Source organism: Candidatus Sulfidibacterium hydrothermale, from assembly GCF_020149915.1.
Taxonomy (GTDB): Bacteria; Bacteroidota; Bacteroidia; order Bacteroidales; family F082; genus Sulfidibacterium; species Sulfidibacterium hydrothermale.
In genome coordinates this window covers 2920610-2938103 of record NZ_CP083760.1, presented here as the reverse complement: position 1 = coordinate 2938103, position 17494 = coordinate 2920610, and the positions used below count along the sequence as shown (strand labels likewise).

14 protein-coding genes are annotated in these 17494 nt (G+C 41.8%); all 14 read left to right on the top strand.

Annotation, left to right across the window (positions count from 1 at the left end):
- Positions 1 to 893 precede the first annotated feature (893 nt).
- The 14 genes from sufB to LA303_RS11990 all read left to right on the top strand — a co-directional run bounded on the left by sufB (position 894) and on the right by LA303_RS11990 (position 17322).
- Positions 894 to 2348 (top strand): Fe-S cluster assembly protein SufB, encoded by a 1455-nt coding sequence (gene sufB, locus LA303_RS12055; protein WP_240525631.1) that lies wholly within the window; start codon positions 894 to 896, stop codon positions 2346 to 2348.
- 166 nt (positions 2349 to 2514) lie between these two features.
- Positions 2515 to 2880 carry a four helix bundle protein gene (locus LA303_RS12050; RefSeq protein WP_240525630.1) on the top strand — a complete coding sequence of 122 codons (366 nt, stop codon included), beginning with the start codon at positions 2515 to 2517 and terminating at the stop codon, positions 2878 to 2880.
- Between the two features lie 126 nt (positions 2881 to 3006).
- Positions 3007 to 3771, top strand: coding sequence for a Fe-S cluster assembly ATPase SufC (sufC, locus tag LA303_RS12045; RefSeq protein ID WP_240525629.1), 765 nt, complete (start codon positions 3007 to 3009; stop codon positions 3769 to 3771).
- A 9-nt stretch (positions 3772 to 3780) separates the two neighbouring features.
- Positions 3781 to 5190, top strand: coding sequence for a Fe-S cluster assembly protein SufD (sufD, locus tag LA303_RS12040; RefSeq protein ID WP_240525628.1), 1410 nt, complete (start codon positions 3781 to 3783; stop codon positions 5188 to 5190).
- Positions 5191 to 5194: 4 nt separating this feature from the next.
- Positions 5195 to 6406, top strand: a complete 1212-nt coding sequence (locus LA303_RS12035) for an aminotransferase class V-fold PLP-dependent enzyme (RefSeq protein ID WP_240525627.1) — start codon at positions 5195 to 5197, stop codon at positions 6404 to 6406.
- Between the two features lie 29 nt (positions 6407 to 6435).
- Positions 6436 to 6864: a SufE family protein gene (locus LA303_RS12030; protein ID WP_240525626.1), complete on the top strand. Its 429-nt coding sequence runs from the start codon at positions 6436 to 6438 to the stop codon at positions 6862 to 6864.
- A 1-nt stretch (position 6865) separates the two neighbouring features.
- The gene (locus tag LA303_RS12025) at positions 6866 to 7186 is read left to right on the top strand and encodes an SUF system Fe-S cluster assembly protein (RefSeq protein WP_240525625.1); all 321 of its coding nucleotides are present in this window, start codon (positions 6866 to 6868) and stop codon (positions 7184 to 7186) included.
- 31 nt (positions 7187 to 7217) lie between these two features.
- Entirely contained in the window at positions 7218 to 8108 is an 891-nt protein-coding gene (locus LA303_RS12020) for a PLP-dependent cysteine synthase family protein (protein ID WP_240525624.1), read from the top strand.
- Positions 8109 to 8383: 275 nt separating this feature from the next.
- Entirely contained in the window at positions 8384 to 9877 is a 1494-nt protein-coding gene (locus LA303_RS12015) for a 2-isopropylmalate synthase (RefSeq protein WP_240525623.1), read from the top strand.
- Between the two features lie 21 nt (positions 9878 to 9898).
- Entirely contained in the window at positions 9899 to 11299 is a 1401-nt protein-coding gene (leuC, locus tag LA303_RS12010; RefSeq protein ID WP_240525622.1) for a 3-isopropylmalate dehydratase large subunit, read from the top strand.
- Between the two features lie 28 nt (positions 11300 to 11327).
- On the top strand, positions 11328 to 11927 hold the full coding sequence (leuD, locus tag LA303_RS12005) for a 3-isopropylmalate dehydratase small subunit (RefSeq protein WP_240525621.1): 600 nt from the start codon (positions 11328 to 11330) through the stop codon (positions 11925 to 11927).
- On the top strand, positions 11924 to 13477 hold the full coding sequence (locus LA303_RS12000; RefSeq protein ID WP_240525620.1) for an alpha-isopropylmalate synthase regulatory domain-containing protein: 1554 nt from the start codon (positions 11924 to 11926) through the stop codon (positions 13475 to 13477). Before leuD ends, LA303_RS12000 begins: the two co-directional genes overlap by 4 nt.
- Before the next feature lie 5 nt (positions 13478 to 13482).
- The gene (gene leuB / locus LA303_RS11995) at positions 13483 to 14550 is read left to right on the top strand and encodes a 3-isopropylmalate dehydrogenase (protein ID WP_240525619.1); all 1068 of its coding nucleotides are present in this window, start codon (positions 13483 to 13485) and stop codon (positions 14548 to 14550) included.
- Between the two features lie 642 nt (positions 14551 to 15192).
- Positions 15193 to 17322 (top strand): histidine kinase, encoded by a 2130-nt coding sequence (locus LA303_RS11990; RefSeq protein WP_240525618.1) that lies wholly within the window; start codon positions 15193 to 15195, stop codon positions 17320 to 17322.
- Positions 17323 to 17494: the final 172 nt, after the last annotated feature.

Below are 17494 nucleotides of genomic sequence, written 5' to 3'. Positions count from 1 at the left end.
CCATTGACTCTGAATTTATTCAGAGGCCGGTGTTCAACCCCTTCGGGGTTATGATTCTCTGATGGGTTTATTTCCCTGCACTTCGTACAGGGTTATTTTGGTTTAATCCCGAAGGGATTAATTATAAGCACGGATCGGTCTAACTTTAAGTACTTCACACTTCAAATTTTAAGTACTTCAAATACTTCAAGTGCCTAAAGTGGGAAATTCCAAAAAACAAAAAAGCAAATGACAAAAAAATCTCAAACCCTAAACGCAAAACACAGAACGCAGAACGCCAAACTGCTTAAAACCAACCAATCATCCAATGACTAATGACCAGGTTAGAAATCCCAAAAGGCAAAAAAAACGCAAAAGATCAACTATTTTGTCCTTCTGAGTGTAGCGAAGAATCTCTTTGAACAGTCGTGATTATTTTTAGATCCTTCACTGCGCTGCACTCCGTTCAGTATGACAGTGGAAATACAGGTAAAATCTTGAAAATCAACGATTCACAATTCGTCACTCACCATTCATCGTTCATCCTTCCCAATGCCAGTGACTAATGACCAATGTTAGAAATCCCAAAAAACAAAAAAACAAATCACAAAAAAATCCCAAACGCAGAACGCCAAAGGCTTAAAATCAATCAATGACCAATGACTTTTTTCCTTTCATCAGTTCATTCCCCAACATTTATCGTTCATCATTTCCAATGACCAGTTTACTGATGACCCTTCCCCTCACTAAAGAAAAACATCGAACATCCCTACATCCTCCATCAAACATCCTCACATCCAAACCTCTTTCCATCTTCCATCCCACATCAAAAATCTTCCCATCCAAACCTCCTTGGGTACCTTTTATTTTGTAATTTTGCAGCTCAATTTAAAATTAATCTAAATAGATAGATCATGAGTGACGAAAAGAGTGATAAGCGGGTTTTGGAAGAAGTCACATCAGGAGAATATAAGTACGGTTTTGTTACGGATATTGAGGCAGAACAAGCCCCCAAAGGACTCACCGAAGATACAATCCGTTTTATTTCCAAAAAGAAAAATGAACCGGAATGGCTTTTGGAATTTCGGTTGAAAGCTTTCCGCCATTGGCTTACACTGGAGGAACCCGATTGGGCTTTGTTGCATCACCCGCCGATCAATTATCAGGATATCATCTATTACTCGGCACCCAAACCCAAAAAAGAGTTGGAAAGTTTGGATGAAGTGGACCCTGAATTGCTGGAAACATTTAACAAACTGGGGATTTCACTCGAAGAGCAAAAACGGCTGAGTGGTGTGGCTGTGGATGCGGTGATTGACAGTGTTTCGGTAAAAACCACTTTTCAGGAAACCCTGGCCAAACACGATATTATTTTCTGCTCTTTCGGCGAAGCCGTGCAAAAATATCCGGATTTGGTAAAAAAATATCTCGGTACGGTGGTGCCGTATACCGATAATTATTTTGCTGCTTTGAATTCAGCGGTGTTTAGCGATGGTTCGTTTTGCTATATCCCGAAAGGTGTGCGGTGTCCTATTGAGCTTTCTACCTATTTCCGGATTAATGCAGCCAATACCGGACAGTTTGAACGAACACTGTTGATCGCTGATGACGGCGGGTATGTCAGTTACCTCGAGGGCTGTACAGCGCCGATGCGTGACGAAAACCAGCTGCATGCTGCCATTGTGGAGATTATTGCTCACGATGATGCCGAAGTGAAATATTCTACGGTGCAGAACTGGTATCCGGGAGATAAAGAAGGGAAAGGCGGTATTTACAACTTTGTGACCAAACGCGGACTTTGTAAAGGACACCATTCAAAAATCAGCTGGACACAGGTGGAAACCGGTTCGGCCATTACCTGGAAATATCCCAGTTGTGTTTTGATGGGGGATTATTCTGTGGGAGAATTTTATTCGGTTGCGGTAACGAATAATTATCAACAGGCGGATACAGGTACCAAAATGATTCATATTGGAAAAAATACCAAAAGCACCATTATCTCTAAAGGGATTTCTGCCGGAAAAAGCAACAACAGCTACCGTGGTTTGGTGCGTGTGTCAAAAAAAGCAGATAATGCCCGAAATTATTCCCAATGTGACTCGCTGTTGTTGGGCGATCAGTGTGGTGCACACACTTTCCCGTACATTAAAACGGCCAACGACAGTGCAATTGTAGAACACGAAGCCACTACGTCGAAAATTTCGGATGATCAGTTGTTTTATTGCCAGCAGCGCGGCATTGATATGGAAAAAGCCATTGGGTTAATTGTAAATGGTTATGCTAAACAGGTTTTAAATAAGTTGCCCATGGAATTTGCTGTGGAAGCGCAAAAATTGCTGGCCATTACGTTGGAAGGAAGTGTGGGGTGAAAGGAGACGGAAGATGGAAGTCGGAAGTGGAAAAAATGCTAAGGAAAAACATAATGACGTTATAACTTTAAGTACTTGAAGTATTTCAAACTTAAGGCATTTCAAGTACTTAAAGTTAGAAGTGCCTAAAGTGCCTAAAATTTGAAATAGGTAAAAGTTAACAGAAATGAACAATAAGGTATTTGGTGATGAACTGGAAAAAAGGACAAGAAAGTTTGCAATGAGTATTATTGCCCTTTCGGGATCTATTCCAAATACTGTTGAAAATCATGTAATTAAAAATCAAATAACAAAATCGGGAACAAGTATTGGTGCAAACTACAGAGAAGCGAACCGGGCAAGAAGTAAAGCAGATTTTATTAATAGAATTAAAATATGTGAAAGTGAAGCCAATGAAACAATTTATTGGTTAGAAATTATTTCAGATTTAAATTTGTTAGAAGAAGAAAGGATACAATTGATTTTGAAAGAAGCACACGAATTGATAGCGATTTTTACTTCAATTGGAAAAAAATTGAAAGGGAAAACATAATGACGTTATAACTTTAAGTATTTTAAGTACTTGAAGTACTTCAAACTTAAGGCACTTCAAATACTTCAAACTTAAGGCACTTAAAAAGAATCATCAACCCGGTCAGGCCGGATAAATATAAAAAAAATGCTTTTAAACATAAAAAATCTGCATGTTTCCATTAATGGAAAAGAAATCATTAAAGGGCTGAATTTTAGCGTAAACAAAGGAGAAGTACATGCCATTATGGGGCCAAATGGTACCGGTAAAAGTACGCTGGCGGCAGCCATTACCGGTCGTGAAGGATATGAAATTACCCAGGGTGAGATTATTTATAAAGGTCAGGTAATCAATGACTGGACTCCGGATAAACGGGCCAATGAAGGAATCTTCCTGAGTTTTCAATATCCGATTGAAATACCGGGCGTTAGTATGACCAACTTTATGCGTACGGCTCTCAATGCCAAACGGGAATATCAGGGGAAACCCCCGATTTCTGCCAAGGAATTTCTGATGAAAATGGAAGAAAAGAAAAAGTTGGTCCAGATCCAGTCGAAATTAACCAACCGTTCGGTAAATGAAGGGTTTTCCGGAGGCGAAAAAAAGAAAAATGAAATTTTTCAGATGGCCATGCTTGAACCGGAACTGGCCATCCTGGACGAAACCGATTCCGGGTTGGATATTGATGCGCTCCGGGTGGTGGCCAATGGAGTAAATCAGCTGAAATCGGATGAAAATGCCTTTGTGGTGATTACGCACTATCAGCGTCTGCTCGACTATATCGTTCCGGATTTTGTTCATGTAATGTACGACGGACGTATTGTAAAATCGGGTGGCAAGAAACTGGCACTCGAACTGGAAGAAAAAGGGTATGAATGGATCAAAGAACAATTTGGTGCTGAGTCGGTGTAAGAAAATGAAATGATGAAAAAAGAAAAAACAAAATTCCCGCTTGAGGAAAAGATTGTTCGTCATCTTTCGGAACGGCTGAAAGATAGTGGCGCCCATGCTTTGGCGGAGAATAAGTTGCATCAGGAAGCCCTGGCTGCTTTTCAGCAGTCCGGATTTCCTCACAACCGGATGGAGCGCTGGCGCCATACGGATCTGAAAACAGCATTGGAAACCGACTGGCATCTTTTTGACCGTCCGGTTCCTTACGAAAAAGAACTGAGCCAGATCTTTCTTTGTGAAGTGCATGGATTTGAGTCTCGGGTTATTTCCGTGTTAAATGGCAGCTTTTATGCTCCCGAAGAAGAAAAAATTACCCGGGATAAAAACGGTGTGATCGTAGCCAGCCTTTCAGCAGCTCTTCGTGAATTTCCCGAGCTGGTTAAAGAGCATTGGGGGAAAATAATGCCCCAAACGGACGGCTTTAAATCATTAAATCTTGCTGCGGCTCCTGATGGGGTGTTTATTTATGTTCCTGACGGAGTGGAAGTGGATACGACTTTTCAGGTGATCCATATTCTGAATAAACCGGGATTGATGATCAACGTCCGTAACCTGATCGTTTTGGGAAAGAATGCCAAATTGCGTTTGCTACATTGTGACGATTCGGTAAACCATCATGCCGGTTTTATTAATAAAGTCAACGAAGTATTTTTAGGCGAGAAGGCAGAACTGGAGTTGTATAAGTTGCAAAACCTGAATAATGAAACGGTTTTACTGAATCAGACAGCACTCCATCAGGAGGCCAGCAGCCGGCTGAAGATTAATGCTTTTTCGCTCAATGGCGGATTGATTCGTAATGAGATACACGATTTTATGAATGGTTCCGGGGCCTGGTCAGATATCCGGGGATTATACCTGATGGATCAAAAGCAACATATCGATAACCAGGTGAATGTGTATCATAACGTGCCAAATTGTGATAGTAATCAGCTTTTTAAGGGGATTCTTGACAACGAAGCTACCGGCGTTTTTAACGGATATATTTATGTCAAACGCGATGCCCAGCAGTCGAATGCTTTTCAGAAAAATGCCAATATTTTGTTGACAAAGACAGCCCGCATTGATACCATGCCCCATCTCGAAATTTATGCCGACGATGTGCAGTGCAGCCACGGGGCTTCGGTGGGACAGCTCGATAACGAAGCTTTGTTTTATCTGATGCAGCGGGGTATTCCGTTTGCCGACGCCCGGATGTTGCTGATGTATGCCTTTGCCGATGCCGTGATCAAAGAAATTTCCATTGATGCTTTGCGGGTGAGCATTGAAGATATGGTAAAACGGCGTTTGCGCGGTGACCTTTCCATTTGCGACCGGTGTGTGTTGCATTGTAGTAATCCGGACCAACCAGTCATTTTTGATATTGATATCAGCAAAATTTAAGATTATGAATAGTGGGCAAATAAGAAAAGATTTTCCAATTCTTCATCAAGAGGTGAACGGAAAACCGTTGGTTTATTTTGATAACGCGGCAACAACACAGAAGCCGTTGGCTGTGATTCAGCGTATTTCAGATTATTATCTGCACGAAAACAGCAATGTTCACCGGGGCGTTCATCATTTAAGTCAGACCGCTACCGAAGCTTATGAAAATGCACGGAAAACAATTGCCCGGTTCATTAATGCTGCTGAAAGTAAAGAAATTCTTTTTACACGCGGGACAACTGAATCCATCAATTTGCTGGCTACGGTGTTGCGTCCCTGGATTCAACCGGGAGATGAAATTGTTGTTTCAGGAATGGAGCATCATTCGAATCTGGTTCCCTGGCAGCAACTTTGCGAAAATGGAAAAGTTAAATTGAAGGTCTGGCCGGTTGATTTAGACGGAACCCTGGATTTGAATTTTCTTGAGAAAATGTTAACCCCTCAGGTTAAATTACTGGCGGTTACGCACGTTTCCAATGTGCTGGGTACCATTAATCCGGTGAAAGAAATTGTAGCGTTAGCCCACAAAAAAGGCGTTCCGGTTTTACTGGATGGTGCGCAGGGAATTGCCCATACCAAAGTGGATGTGCAGGATCTGGGTGTGGATTTTTATGCTTTTTCCGGACATAAAGTGTATGCTCCCATGGGAATTGGCGTGCTTTACGGTCGGTTTACCTGGTTGCGTCGCCTGCCTCCTTATCAGTTTGGTGGCGAAATGATCGATCAGGTTACTTTTGAAAAAACTACTTTTAATGAATTGCCTTATCGTTATGAAGCCGGTACCCCCAATGTGGCGGGCGCTTTAGGTTTGGAAGCTGCTTTACGGTATATGCAGGAAACCGGACAGGAAGCAATTTTTGAACACGAAGAAAAATTACTGCAATATGCCACAGAAAAATTGCAGGAAATTGACGGACTGCGTATTGTGGGACATGCCCCGGAAAAAGCAGCGGTAATTTCATTTCTGGTTAATGGAATTCATCCTTATGATTTGGGTTTGTTGCTTGACCAAATGGGGATTGCCGTACGCACAGGGCATCATTGTGCACAGCCACTGATGGATTTTTACGGTATTCCCGGAACCGTGCGTGCTTCGTTTGCATTGTATAATACCCTGGAAGAAATTGATATTTTTGCCAAGGCGGTAAATGATGCCGTAAAAATGTTGCGGTAGATTTTTTGTCGGATAAAAAAAACAAAACCATGACCATTGCTGAAAAAGAACAGGAAGTCATTGACGAATTTTCCATGTTTGACGACTGGATGGATAAGTATTCATACCTTATTGAGCTGGGAAAAGAGCTTCCGCTGATTGACGAAAAATATAAAACCAACCAGTATTTAATTACAGGCTGTCAAAGCCGGGTTTGGTTGCATGCCGAGCTGAAAGACGGGAAAATGTACCTGACGGCTGATAGCGATGCCGTCATAACCAAAGGAATTATCAGCTTGCTTATCCGGGTTTTGTCGGGACATACTCCGGCAGAAATACTGGAAGCCAAACTCGACTTTCTGGAAAAAATCGGCTTGAAAGAACATCTTTCACCTACCCGCGCCAACGGACTTTCGTCGATGGTCAAACAAATTATGTTGTATGCCCGTGCTTTTCAAATCCAATTAAAACAACAATAAGATGACGGCAGAAGAAAAACGTGCTTTGGAAGAAAAGATCATTAATGTTTTGAAAAATATTTTTGATCCCGAGATCCCGGTGAATATTTATGATCTGGGACTGATTTATGAACACAAAGTGGATGACGAAGGCAATGTAAAAATCCTGATGACGCTTACGGCTCCCAATTGTCCGGTGGCAGAAATTTTGCCACAGCAGGTAAAAGAGGAGATCTCCTATCTTACCGGGGTGAAAAATGTGGATGTGGAAATTACCTTCGACCCGCCCTGGGATCAGGATATGATTTCTGACGAAGCCAAATTGGAACTGGGCCTGTTGTAAAATTCCTTTTTACCGTTTAAACTTTAAAAAAATGTATCAAAATATTTTACAGACCATAGGAAATACACCTATGGTGAAAATCAATCATTTGAATCCCAATCCGAAGGTGAATATTTTTGCCAAGCTTGAAGGTTTTAATCCTACGGGAAGCATCAAAGACCGGATTGCCCTGAAAATGATTCAACAGGCCGAAGCCGAAGGACTGTTAACCAAAGGCAAAACCATTATTGAAGCGACTTCCGGAAATACGGGAATCGGTTTAGCCATGATCGGAAATATCAAAGGATATGATGTGGAGATCGTGATGAACGATCAGGTTTCCGTGGAACGCCGTAAAATTATCCAGGCTTTTGGAGCAAAACTTACCCTGGTAGATGCTGCTGAAGGAACCGATGGGGCCATAAAGAAAGCCCGGGAACTGGCCGCTGCTTTTCCGGATAAATATTTTATGCCCGATCAGTTTAGCAATCATTTCAATAAACTGGCCCATTACAAAACCACAGGAGAAGAAATCTGGCAGCAAACCAATGGAGAGGTGGATTATCTGGTTTCGGCCATTGGAACATCAGGAACCATTATGGGAGTAGGTAAAGCATTGAAAGAAAACAATCCGAAAATAAAAATTGTTTGTGCTCATCCGGTCAAAGGGCATTATATCCAGGGACTGAAAAACATGGAAGAAGCCCTGGTACCCTCGATTTACGATCCGTCAAAAATTGATGAGACGGTAATGATTGAAACGGAAGAAGCTTATGAAATGGCCCGTGAAATTATTCGGAAAGAAAGCATCTTTGTCGGCATGAGCAGTGGGGCAGCTATGGTGGCTGCTATAGAAACAGCCAAAAAAGCAGAAAAAGGAAACATTGTGGTGATTTTTCCCGACCGTGGAGAGAAATATTTGAGCACATCGCTATTTGGTTGATTTTTAATAAATTAATTCGGTTTATTAAAAGAATTTAGAAAAAGGATAAATTAATATTTGTCAGTTTCAAAAAACTTTTACATTTGTCCCCATGATTATGGACAGTCGCAGCAACATTTGGTGGATAATTCTTTCGATACTTATCATTGATAGGTGTTGACGGGAGTTTTGTAAATGTTGCTCAGATAAAATACAAACTTCCCGCCATAAATTGACGGGAAGTTTTTTTTATGTGGCGACTTAACCTGATCAAAAAACATTAAACAAGTAAAGTTATGAGCGACAAAATTATTGTTTTTGACACCACACTTCGTGATGGCGAACAAGTACCCGGTTGTCAGCTGAACACCGTGGAAAAAATTGAAGTAGCCAAAGCTCTCGAATCTTTGGGGGTAGATGTCATTGAAGCCGGATTTCCTATTTCCAGCCCCGGTGATTTCCAGTCGGTGGTCGAAATCTCTAAAGCGGTTTCCAAACCGGTAATTTGCGGACTTACCCGTGCCATTGAAAAAGATATTGAAGTAGCGGCAGAAGCGTTGCAGTATGCCAAACGAAAAAGAATCCATACCGGTATCGGAACGTCTCCGTACCACATTAAATACAAGCTGAATTCTACCCCGGATAAAATTCTGGAAAGGGCAGTGGCTGCGGTGAAATATGCCAAGAAGTTTGTGGAAGATGTGGAGTTTTACGCTGAAGATGCCGGACGGAGCGACAATGCTTATCTTGCCAAAGTGGTGGAAGCCGTGATTGCTGCCGGTGCTACGGTGGTAAATATTCCGGATACTACCGGTTATTGTCTTCCTCATGAATTTGGCGAAAAAATCCGTTACCTGATGGAGCATGTTTCAAATGTGCACAAAGCGGTAATCTCTACGCATTGTCATAACGATTTGGGGATGGCAACCGCCAATACCATCGAAGGCGTTTTGAATGGAGCCCGGCAGGTGGAAGTTACCATTAACGGTATTGGAGAACGGGCCGGAAATACGTCGCTCGAAGAGGTGGTAATGATTCTGAAAAGTCATAAAGATCTGCCTTTGCATACAGATATCAATACCAAACAGATTTATAAAACCAGCCGTTTGGTTTCGTCGCTCATGAACATGCCAGTACAACCCAACAAAGCCATTGTAGGACGTAATGCTTTTGCTCATTCGTCTGGAATTCACCAGGATGGCGTGTTGAAAAACCGGGAAAACTATGAGATTATTAATCCTAAAGATGTGGGGATCAAAGAGTCGAGTATCGAGCTGACCGCCCGGAGTGGCCGTGCTGCACTAAAACACCGTTTGAAAATTCTCGGTTACAGCTTTGCCCGCAAAGAACTGGATAAGATTTATGATCGTTTTCTGGCTTTGGCAGATAAGAAAAAAGACATCAAAGATGATGATTTACGGGCACTAATCGGGAAAGCAACCCGTAAAGACCACAAAATTCATCTGGAGCTTTTGCAGGTGGTGTGTGGTAAATCGGCGGTTCCGATGGCTACAGTCCAGCTGAAAATCAATGACGAGATCCATTCGGCTACCGCTTCAGGAAACGGTCCTATTGATGCTGCTTTTACGGCAGTCAAGCAAATCATTAAACGCAAGGTGCATCTCGAAGAGTTTTTAATTCAGGCCATTACCCGTGGTAGTGACGATTTGGGTAAAGTGCATGTGCAAATTGAAAATCGTGGAACACTTTACTATGGTTTTTCGGCCAGTACCGATATTATTACCGGCGCAGTAGAAGCTTTTGTAGATGCTATTTCAAAAATTATTTAACCTGTTAAAAAAGAAATATTCGTGAAACCAAAAACATTATTTGATAAGATCTGGGACAGCCATGTGGTTGATTCGGTACCGGACGGACCGGATGTGCTGTATATCGACCGTCATTATATTCATGAAGTAACCAGTCCGCAGGCTTTTAGCGGATTGCGTCAGCGGGGAATTCCTTTATTTCGTCCCGAGCGTACCTTGGCCACGGCTGACCATAACATTCCTACCAAAAATCAGGATAAACCCATTCGCGAAGAACTCTCTCGCATTCAGGTACAAACGTTGGAAAAGAACTGCAAAGAATTTGGCGTGGAACTTTACGGGCTCGGACATCCGTATAACGGCATTGTTCATGTTATCGGAGCTGAACTGGGATTTACCCAGCCCGGCATGACCATTGTTTGTGGAGATAGCCACACTTCCACGCACGGTGCTTTCGGAAGTATTGCTTTTGGGATTGGTACCAGCGAAGTGGAGATGGTTTTTGCCAGTCAGTGTGTTTTGCAGCCCAAACCCAAAAAAATGCGGATAAATATTGAAGGGACGTTGGGGAAAGCGGTTACGGCAAAAGACATTATCCTTTATATTATTTCGCAGATCTCGGCCAGCGGAGCTACCGGTTATTTTGTAGAATATGCCGGAAGTGCTATTCGCAGTCTGAGTATGGAAGCCCGGATGACGATTTGTAATATGAGTATTGAGATGGGAGCCCGCGGAGGATTAATTGCTCCTGATGAAATAACTTTTGAATACGTGAAAGGCCGGGAGTTTGCTCCCAAAGGAAAAGACTGGGATCGGGCTCTTGAAAAATGGAAAAACCTGAAAACCGATCCGGATGCTGTATTTGACAAAGAATTAGATTTTCGGGCAGAAGATATTCGTCCGATGATCACGTACGGAACTAATCCGGGTATGGGAATCGCCATCGACGGAACCATCCCTGCATTGGAAGAAATACCGGAAGCAGAACAACCCTCATTTTTAAAAGCGTTAAAATATATGGATTTTGAACCCGGTATGAAATTAGAAGGTCATCCGGTGGATTATGTTTTTCTGGGAAGTTGTACCAATGGCCGTATCGAAGATATCCGGGCTTTTGCCGCTTTGGTAAAAGGCAAAAAGAAAGCCGAGAATATTACAGCCTGGATTGTTCCCGGATCAAGACAGGTGGAAAAACAGGCTTATGAAGAAGGCTTGGTTGATATTCTGAAAGAAGCCGGATTTGAATTGCGTCAGCCGGGATGTTCGGCATGTTTGGCAATGAACGAAGATAAAATTCCGGCCGGAAAATATTCGGTTTCTACCTCTAACCGTAATTTTGAAGGACGCCAGGGCCCCGGAGCCCGTACATTGCTGGCCAGTCCGCTGACGGCTGCAGCGGCTGCCGTAACCGGAAAAATTACCGATCCGGCTTCGTTGATGTAATCATAAACCAATCAAAAAATTTAGAAAAATGGCTATTGACAAATTTGATATACTGACTTCAACCGGTGTGCCTCTGCCGGCAGAAAATGTGGATACGGATCAGATTATTCCTGCACGCTTTCTGAAAGCAACATCCCGCGAAGGGTTTGGCGAAAATCTTTTTCGCGACTGGCGCTACGATAAAGCCGGAAAACCGGTGAAAGATTTTGTGCTGAATAACCCGAAATATTCCGGAAAGATTCTCGTAGCCGGGAAAAACTTTGGAAGTGGTTCCAGCCGTGAACATGCTGCGTGGGCTATTTTTGATTATGGCTTTCGGGTGGTGGTGTCCAGCTTTTTTGCAGACATCTTTAAAAATAATGCCATGAACAATGGCTTGCTGCCCGTCCAGGTTTCAGAAGAATTTCTGAAAAAGATCTTTGCTGAGATAGAAAAAGACCCGAAAGTGCAGCTGGAAATTCGGCTTGAAGAGCAAACCATTACTTTGCTTTCTACCGGAGAAAGTGAACATTTTGAAATCAATCCGTATAAAAAACTCTGCTTTTTAAATGGTTATGATGATATTGATTTTCTTTTGAGTAAAAAAGAGAAAATTATGGCATTTGAACAACAAAGAGAACAGGAATGATGCGTTTGGAAATTATGGATACGACCCTGCGTGACGGGGAACAAACACAAGGAATCTCTTTTTCACCGGGCGAAAAATTGCAGCTGGCTAAATTTCTGCTTACCGAGCTGGGAGTAGACCGTGTGGAGATTGCTTCTGCCCGTGTGTCGGAGGGAGAATTTAATGCCGCTCGTAAAATTGCCCGGTGGGCTGCCGAAACCGGAAAAACAGATCGTGTTGAGGTATTGGGGTTTATTGATAACGGACAGTCGATTCAATGGATACAGGATGCCGGATTGAAGGTGGTTAACTTGCTGAGTAAAGGGTCTTTACGTCATCTTGAAAAACAATTACGCAAAACGCCGGAAGAACATGTCAATGAAATAAAAAGAGAAGTGCAATGGGCAAAAAAATCGGGAATTGCGGCAAATATTTATCTCGAAGACTGGTCTAACGGAATGTTACAATCGCCCGAGTATGTCTATTTTATGCTTGATGCGCTGAAAGAGGAAAACATTCTGCGGTTTATGTTGCCGGATACACTGGGAATTTTAAACCCAGACCAAACGTATACTTTTTGTAAAAAAATAAGAGACCGTTATCCGGATTTACATTTTGATTTTCACGCCCATAACGATTATGATTTGTCGGTGGCTAATGTGTTGGCTTCCGTTAAAGCAGGCTTTAACGGAATTCATACAACCATCAACGGATTGGGTGAGCGGGCCGGAAATGCACCTTTGTCAAGTATTGTGGGCGTTTTACATGACCATCTGAAAGTAAAAACCGGTATTGTTGAAAAAAATATTAACCGGGCCAGCCATCTGGTAGAACGGTTCTCGGGAATTCGTATTCCGGTGAACAAACCCATTGTGGGCGAAAATGTGTTTACCCAGACTTCCGGCATCCATGCCGATGGCGACAGCAAAGACCATTTGTACTATAATGATTTGCTTCCGGAGCGTTTTGGAAGAACCCGGAAATATGCCCTGGGAAAACTTTCCGGGAAAGCCAGTATCAAAAAAAATCTGGAAACATTAGGGTATCATCTTGATAATGATGCGCTCCGGCAGGTAACCCAACGGATTATCGAGCTGGGTGACAGAAAAGAGAGTGTAACGGCTGATGATTTACCGTACATCATTGCCGACGTGCTGGATAACGGAGCCCTGAATAAACGGATTTTTATTAAAAATTATACCCTTACCCTTTCGGGAGGCATGCGGCCGATGGCGCATATTCGTGTGCAAATGGATAAAGATGTCCGGGAAAGCAGCTCAATAGGCGACGGACAGTACGATGCGTTTATGAAAGCTCTCTGGAAAATATATGATGATCTGGGAAAGGAAAAACCGGTTTTAACCGATTATCGGGTAACCATTCCTCCCGGCGGAAAAACCGATGCATTGGTCGAAACCATTATCAAATGGGAATTTCATGGCCATACCATCACAACAAAAGGATTGGATGGCGACCAAACAGTAGCAGCCATCAAAGCCACGGAAAAAATGTTGAATATCATTGAACAGAAAACAGAAAATATTCAACCGAAAAAAATAAATAAAAATTGATATCTATGAAAATGAAAATTGCTGTTTTGGCCGGCGACGGTATAGGTCCTGAAATTGTAGAACAGGGAATAAAAGTATGTAAAGCCGTTGGCGAAAAATATCATCATGAACTGGTATTCGAAGAAGGATTGGTAGGAGCTACCGCTATTGATGCGGTGGGAAATCCTTTTCCTGACGAAACTTTTGAGTTGTGTAAAAGTTCGGATGCGGTGCTCTTTGGTGCCATTGGCGATCCGAAATATGATAACGATCCAAAAGCTAAAGTACGTCCGGAACAAGGTCTCCTGGCCATGCGGAAGAAATTGGGGCTTTATGCCAATGTTCGTCCCGTAACCACTTTCCGTTCGTTGCTGGATAAATCGCCTTTGCGGCGTGATTTGGTGGAAAATGTGGATTTTGTGGTACTCCGCGAACTGACCGGCGGCATCTATTTCGGAAAACCTCAGGGACGTTCTGAAGACGGAAATACAGCGTACGATTCTTCGGTTTATCATCGCTATGAAATTGAACGAATTGTAAAATTGGGTTGCGAATACGCCATGCAGCGGAGCAAACGGTTGACGGTAGTGGATAAAGCCAATGTATTGGCAACCTCAAGGTTGTGGCGTGAGGTGGCCGGAGAAGTGGTCAAAGACTATCCTGAATTGACCGTTGATTTTATGTTTGTGGACAATGCCGCTATGCAAATTATACAATGGCCGGGCAAATTTGATGTGATGGTCACCGAAAATATGTTTGGCGATATCCTTACGGATGAAGCCAGCGTGATTACCGGTTCACTTGGCCTTTTGCCATCGGCTTCTATTGGAAAACTGACGTCGGTTTTTGAACCGATTCACGGATCGTATCCGCAGGCCAAGGGCAAAAATATTGCCAACCCGTTGGGGACCATTCTTTCTGCGGCCATGATGTTTGAATATGCCTTTAAATTGAATGAAGAAGCGGCTTTGATTCGTGAGGCCGTAATGCAGTCGATGGAAGAAAATTATGTTACCGAAGATCTAACCCGTGACAACCCGCGTTCCACTTCTGAAGTAGGCGACTGGATTGCTGATTATATCCGGAAAAAATAGGTGAGATGTGGTGAGAATGTTTGATGTTCCGTATTTTAAATTTTAGGCACTTGAAGTACTTAAAGCGAGTTGGAACCATATCTTGTGTTTAGAACTAATCCCGGAGGGATTAAACGGGAATAACCCTGTACGAAGTGCAGGGAAATACCTATCATAAAATCACAACCCCGAAGGGGTTGAACACGGGCCTCTGAATAAATTCAGAGTCAATGATAATAGTTGTCCCTACGGGACTCCAATGTATCACATCTTATCGGTGTTTGACGCAGATGAGTCCGGAAATTATCGTTCGAACGGGATGCTCAAACGATGAAGGAGTAAAATAGATTCTTCGCTACGCTCAGAAGGACAAAAAGCTGATTATTAATATTTTATTTGTTTTTTGGGGGTTGCTTTTTTGTTTTTTTGGAATTTTCCCACTTTAGGCACTTCAAACTTTAGGCATTTCAAGTACTTGAAGTTTGAAGTGGGAAGTACTTAAAGTAGTAGGGTTTTTGTCATTTGTTTTTTGTCTTTTGGGATTTCCCAACAATTATCCTGAAACTTCAAAAGTAAAAACACCATTATCCCACAAAAATCATAAAACAAAGACTTTTCCGGTTTATAATCATTTTTTTACTAATTTAGGCTGACGAATCAACAATGATGTTTTCAGCCCGTTTTAAAACATTTTTACTCGACTTGTTGGCCAGCCCGTTTGTGTTGGCTATTCCCATTGCTGTTGGAATTATTCTTTCTCTTCCGGTTACCTTTTCCAAATATGAAGTAAAAAAGGTGACAAACAAAGATTACAGCCGATTGCATTCTAATTTGGTTTTTATGGATTTAAACAAGGATGGTGCTTCAGAATGCCTGGTAGGTTTTAATAATGATATTAATCATAAAGCAGCGGTAAAGATAACAAGCAATGAGGGAGTTAATTATGACCAATGGAATTTTAACGGTTATTTCCAGAATCGATCGAAACAATTTATCTGTGCGGATTTGAATAAGGATGGTTATCCGGAAGTGTATGTTTTTTATTATCGTCATGATTCGGTTTTTCTCGGTGCTTTTCAACCCTATCCCGCTAAGCGGTATCTGTTTAAAGACCGGTTTATCACCAAAGTATGGAAAAGAAATGGCGAAATAGATTACCTTATTCCAAAAATTCGGGCCGTTGATATGGACCGAGACGGATATAAAGATTTGGTTTTTTCTTTTGTGGCTGGTTACTCTTTACAGCCGCGTTGTATTTTTATCTTTAACCGGAAAAAAGACACATTACTCCGCTCGAAGTCCACGGGAATTGATTTGGGGAATATAGTGGTTGCGGATATGGATAATGATTCCTTTCCTGAAATTTATTGTAGCTCCGGTACACCGGGCAATATCAGCGACACCCTGCCCATTCCTTACGATGATTATGATTCGTGGTTTACCGCGTATAATCATAAACTGCAATTTCTGTTTCCTCCCATAGAGAATAAGGGATATCCCTCTTATGTAAATATTAAGCCTTTTGTGAATGACAAAGGGGAAAAATTTATTGTGGCCTTTTTGGGAAATAAGACAAAAAAGTTGTTGAAAATCCGGTTTTATAAAAATGGTACCCGGTTGTTTTCAGAAAAAGATTTTCCTTTCTCTCCTGGTGAAAGATTTTCGACGGAAAATACTTTTGGAACGTACCGGATTCAAGGGAAACCCTATATACTCATTTATAAAGATGGGAATTATCTTGTATTTATTAATGAGAAACTGAAAATTAAAAAATTGAAGACAGATTATGATATTGGGAACTTTATTTTGTCTGCTTCTCTTCTTGGGAAAAGTCATAAAAAAGAATATGTTTTTCTTACCAAAGGATTTCGGAATATCGTTATTACCGATGACCATTTTGATCATGTAGTACGAATTCCTGTAGAAAATAAAGGTTTTGCTTTTGATTTACAGGTATTTGATTGTGGCGTTTCTAAAAACAAAACAGGGAAAAGAGAATTATATGTTCGGTATAAAACGCGGCTGTATTATTATACATACAGATTCAATCCATTGTACTGTTTAAAGTTTCCTTTCTGGCTGCTGATTTACGGAGTAGTGGTTTTTATTTTATGGTTTGCCCAGCGGATGCACCGGAACCGGTTATTGCGAAACCGGCAAATGGAAGAAACTATTACGGCGTTGCAGATGAAAACATTAAAAAGCCAGCTTGACCCGCATTTTATGTTTAATATTCTTAATGGTATTGCCAATAATGTAGCGTTGGGGAACAAAGATGAAACGTATGGCCAGATTGTTCGCTTTAGTCGGCTGCTTCGCGGGTTGCTTAGGAAAACAGAGACTTTGAATACTACCCTGAAAGAGGAACTTGATTTTGTGAAAGATTATCTGGAACTGGAAAAATTCCGGTTTAAAGAAGATTTTGGGTATTCTATTTCCATTGATAATCATGTGAATCTTGATCAAAAGATTCCGCAGATGTTGATACAGTTGCTGGTGGAGAATGCCATTAAGCACGGCTTACGAAATAAAACGGGGCTAAAAAAAGTGGATGTCCGGCTTTATATGGAAAGCGGGAATACTGTAATAGAAGTTGCTGACAATGGCATTGGCCGGGAAGCTGCAGCCAAACTGCAAAAACCCGGCAAAGGACTGAAACTGCTCCGCGATTTAATCCGGTTACACCGGAAAACCGGCGGTAGAGGTATCTCTTTGCAATATGTCGATTTACGGGATAAAAACGGCCACCCATCCGGGACCCTTGTGCGGGTAGTGTTGGATAAAAAATCCTGATTTCTTTTTTATCTGTTTTTCATCATTTTTATTGTGATAATTATTCTATGGGTATTTGGAATCAGTGTATTGTTTTTCTCTTTAAACTTAAAATATATGTCTTTATACAGAAAGAAGGGGAACTGGTACAATAGCTAAAGAATTTTTTGGAAGAGAATGGTTCTCTGTTTAA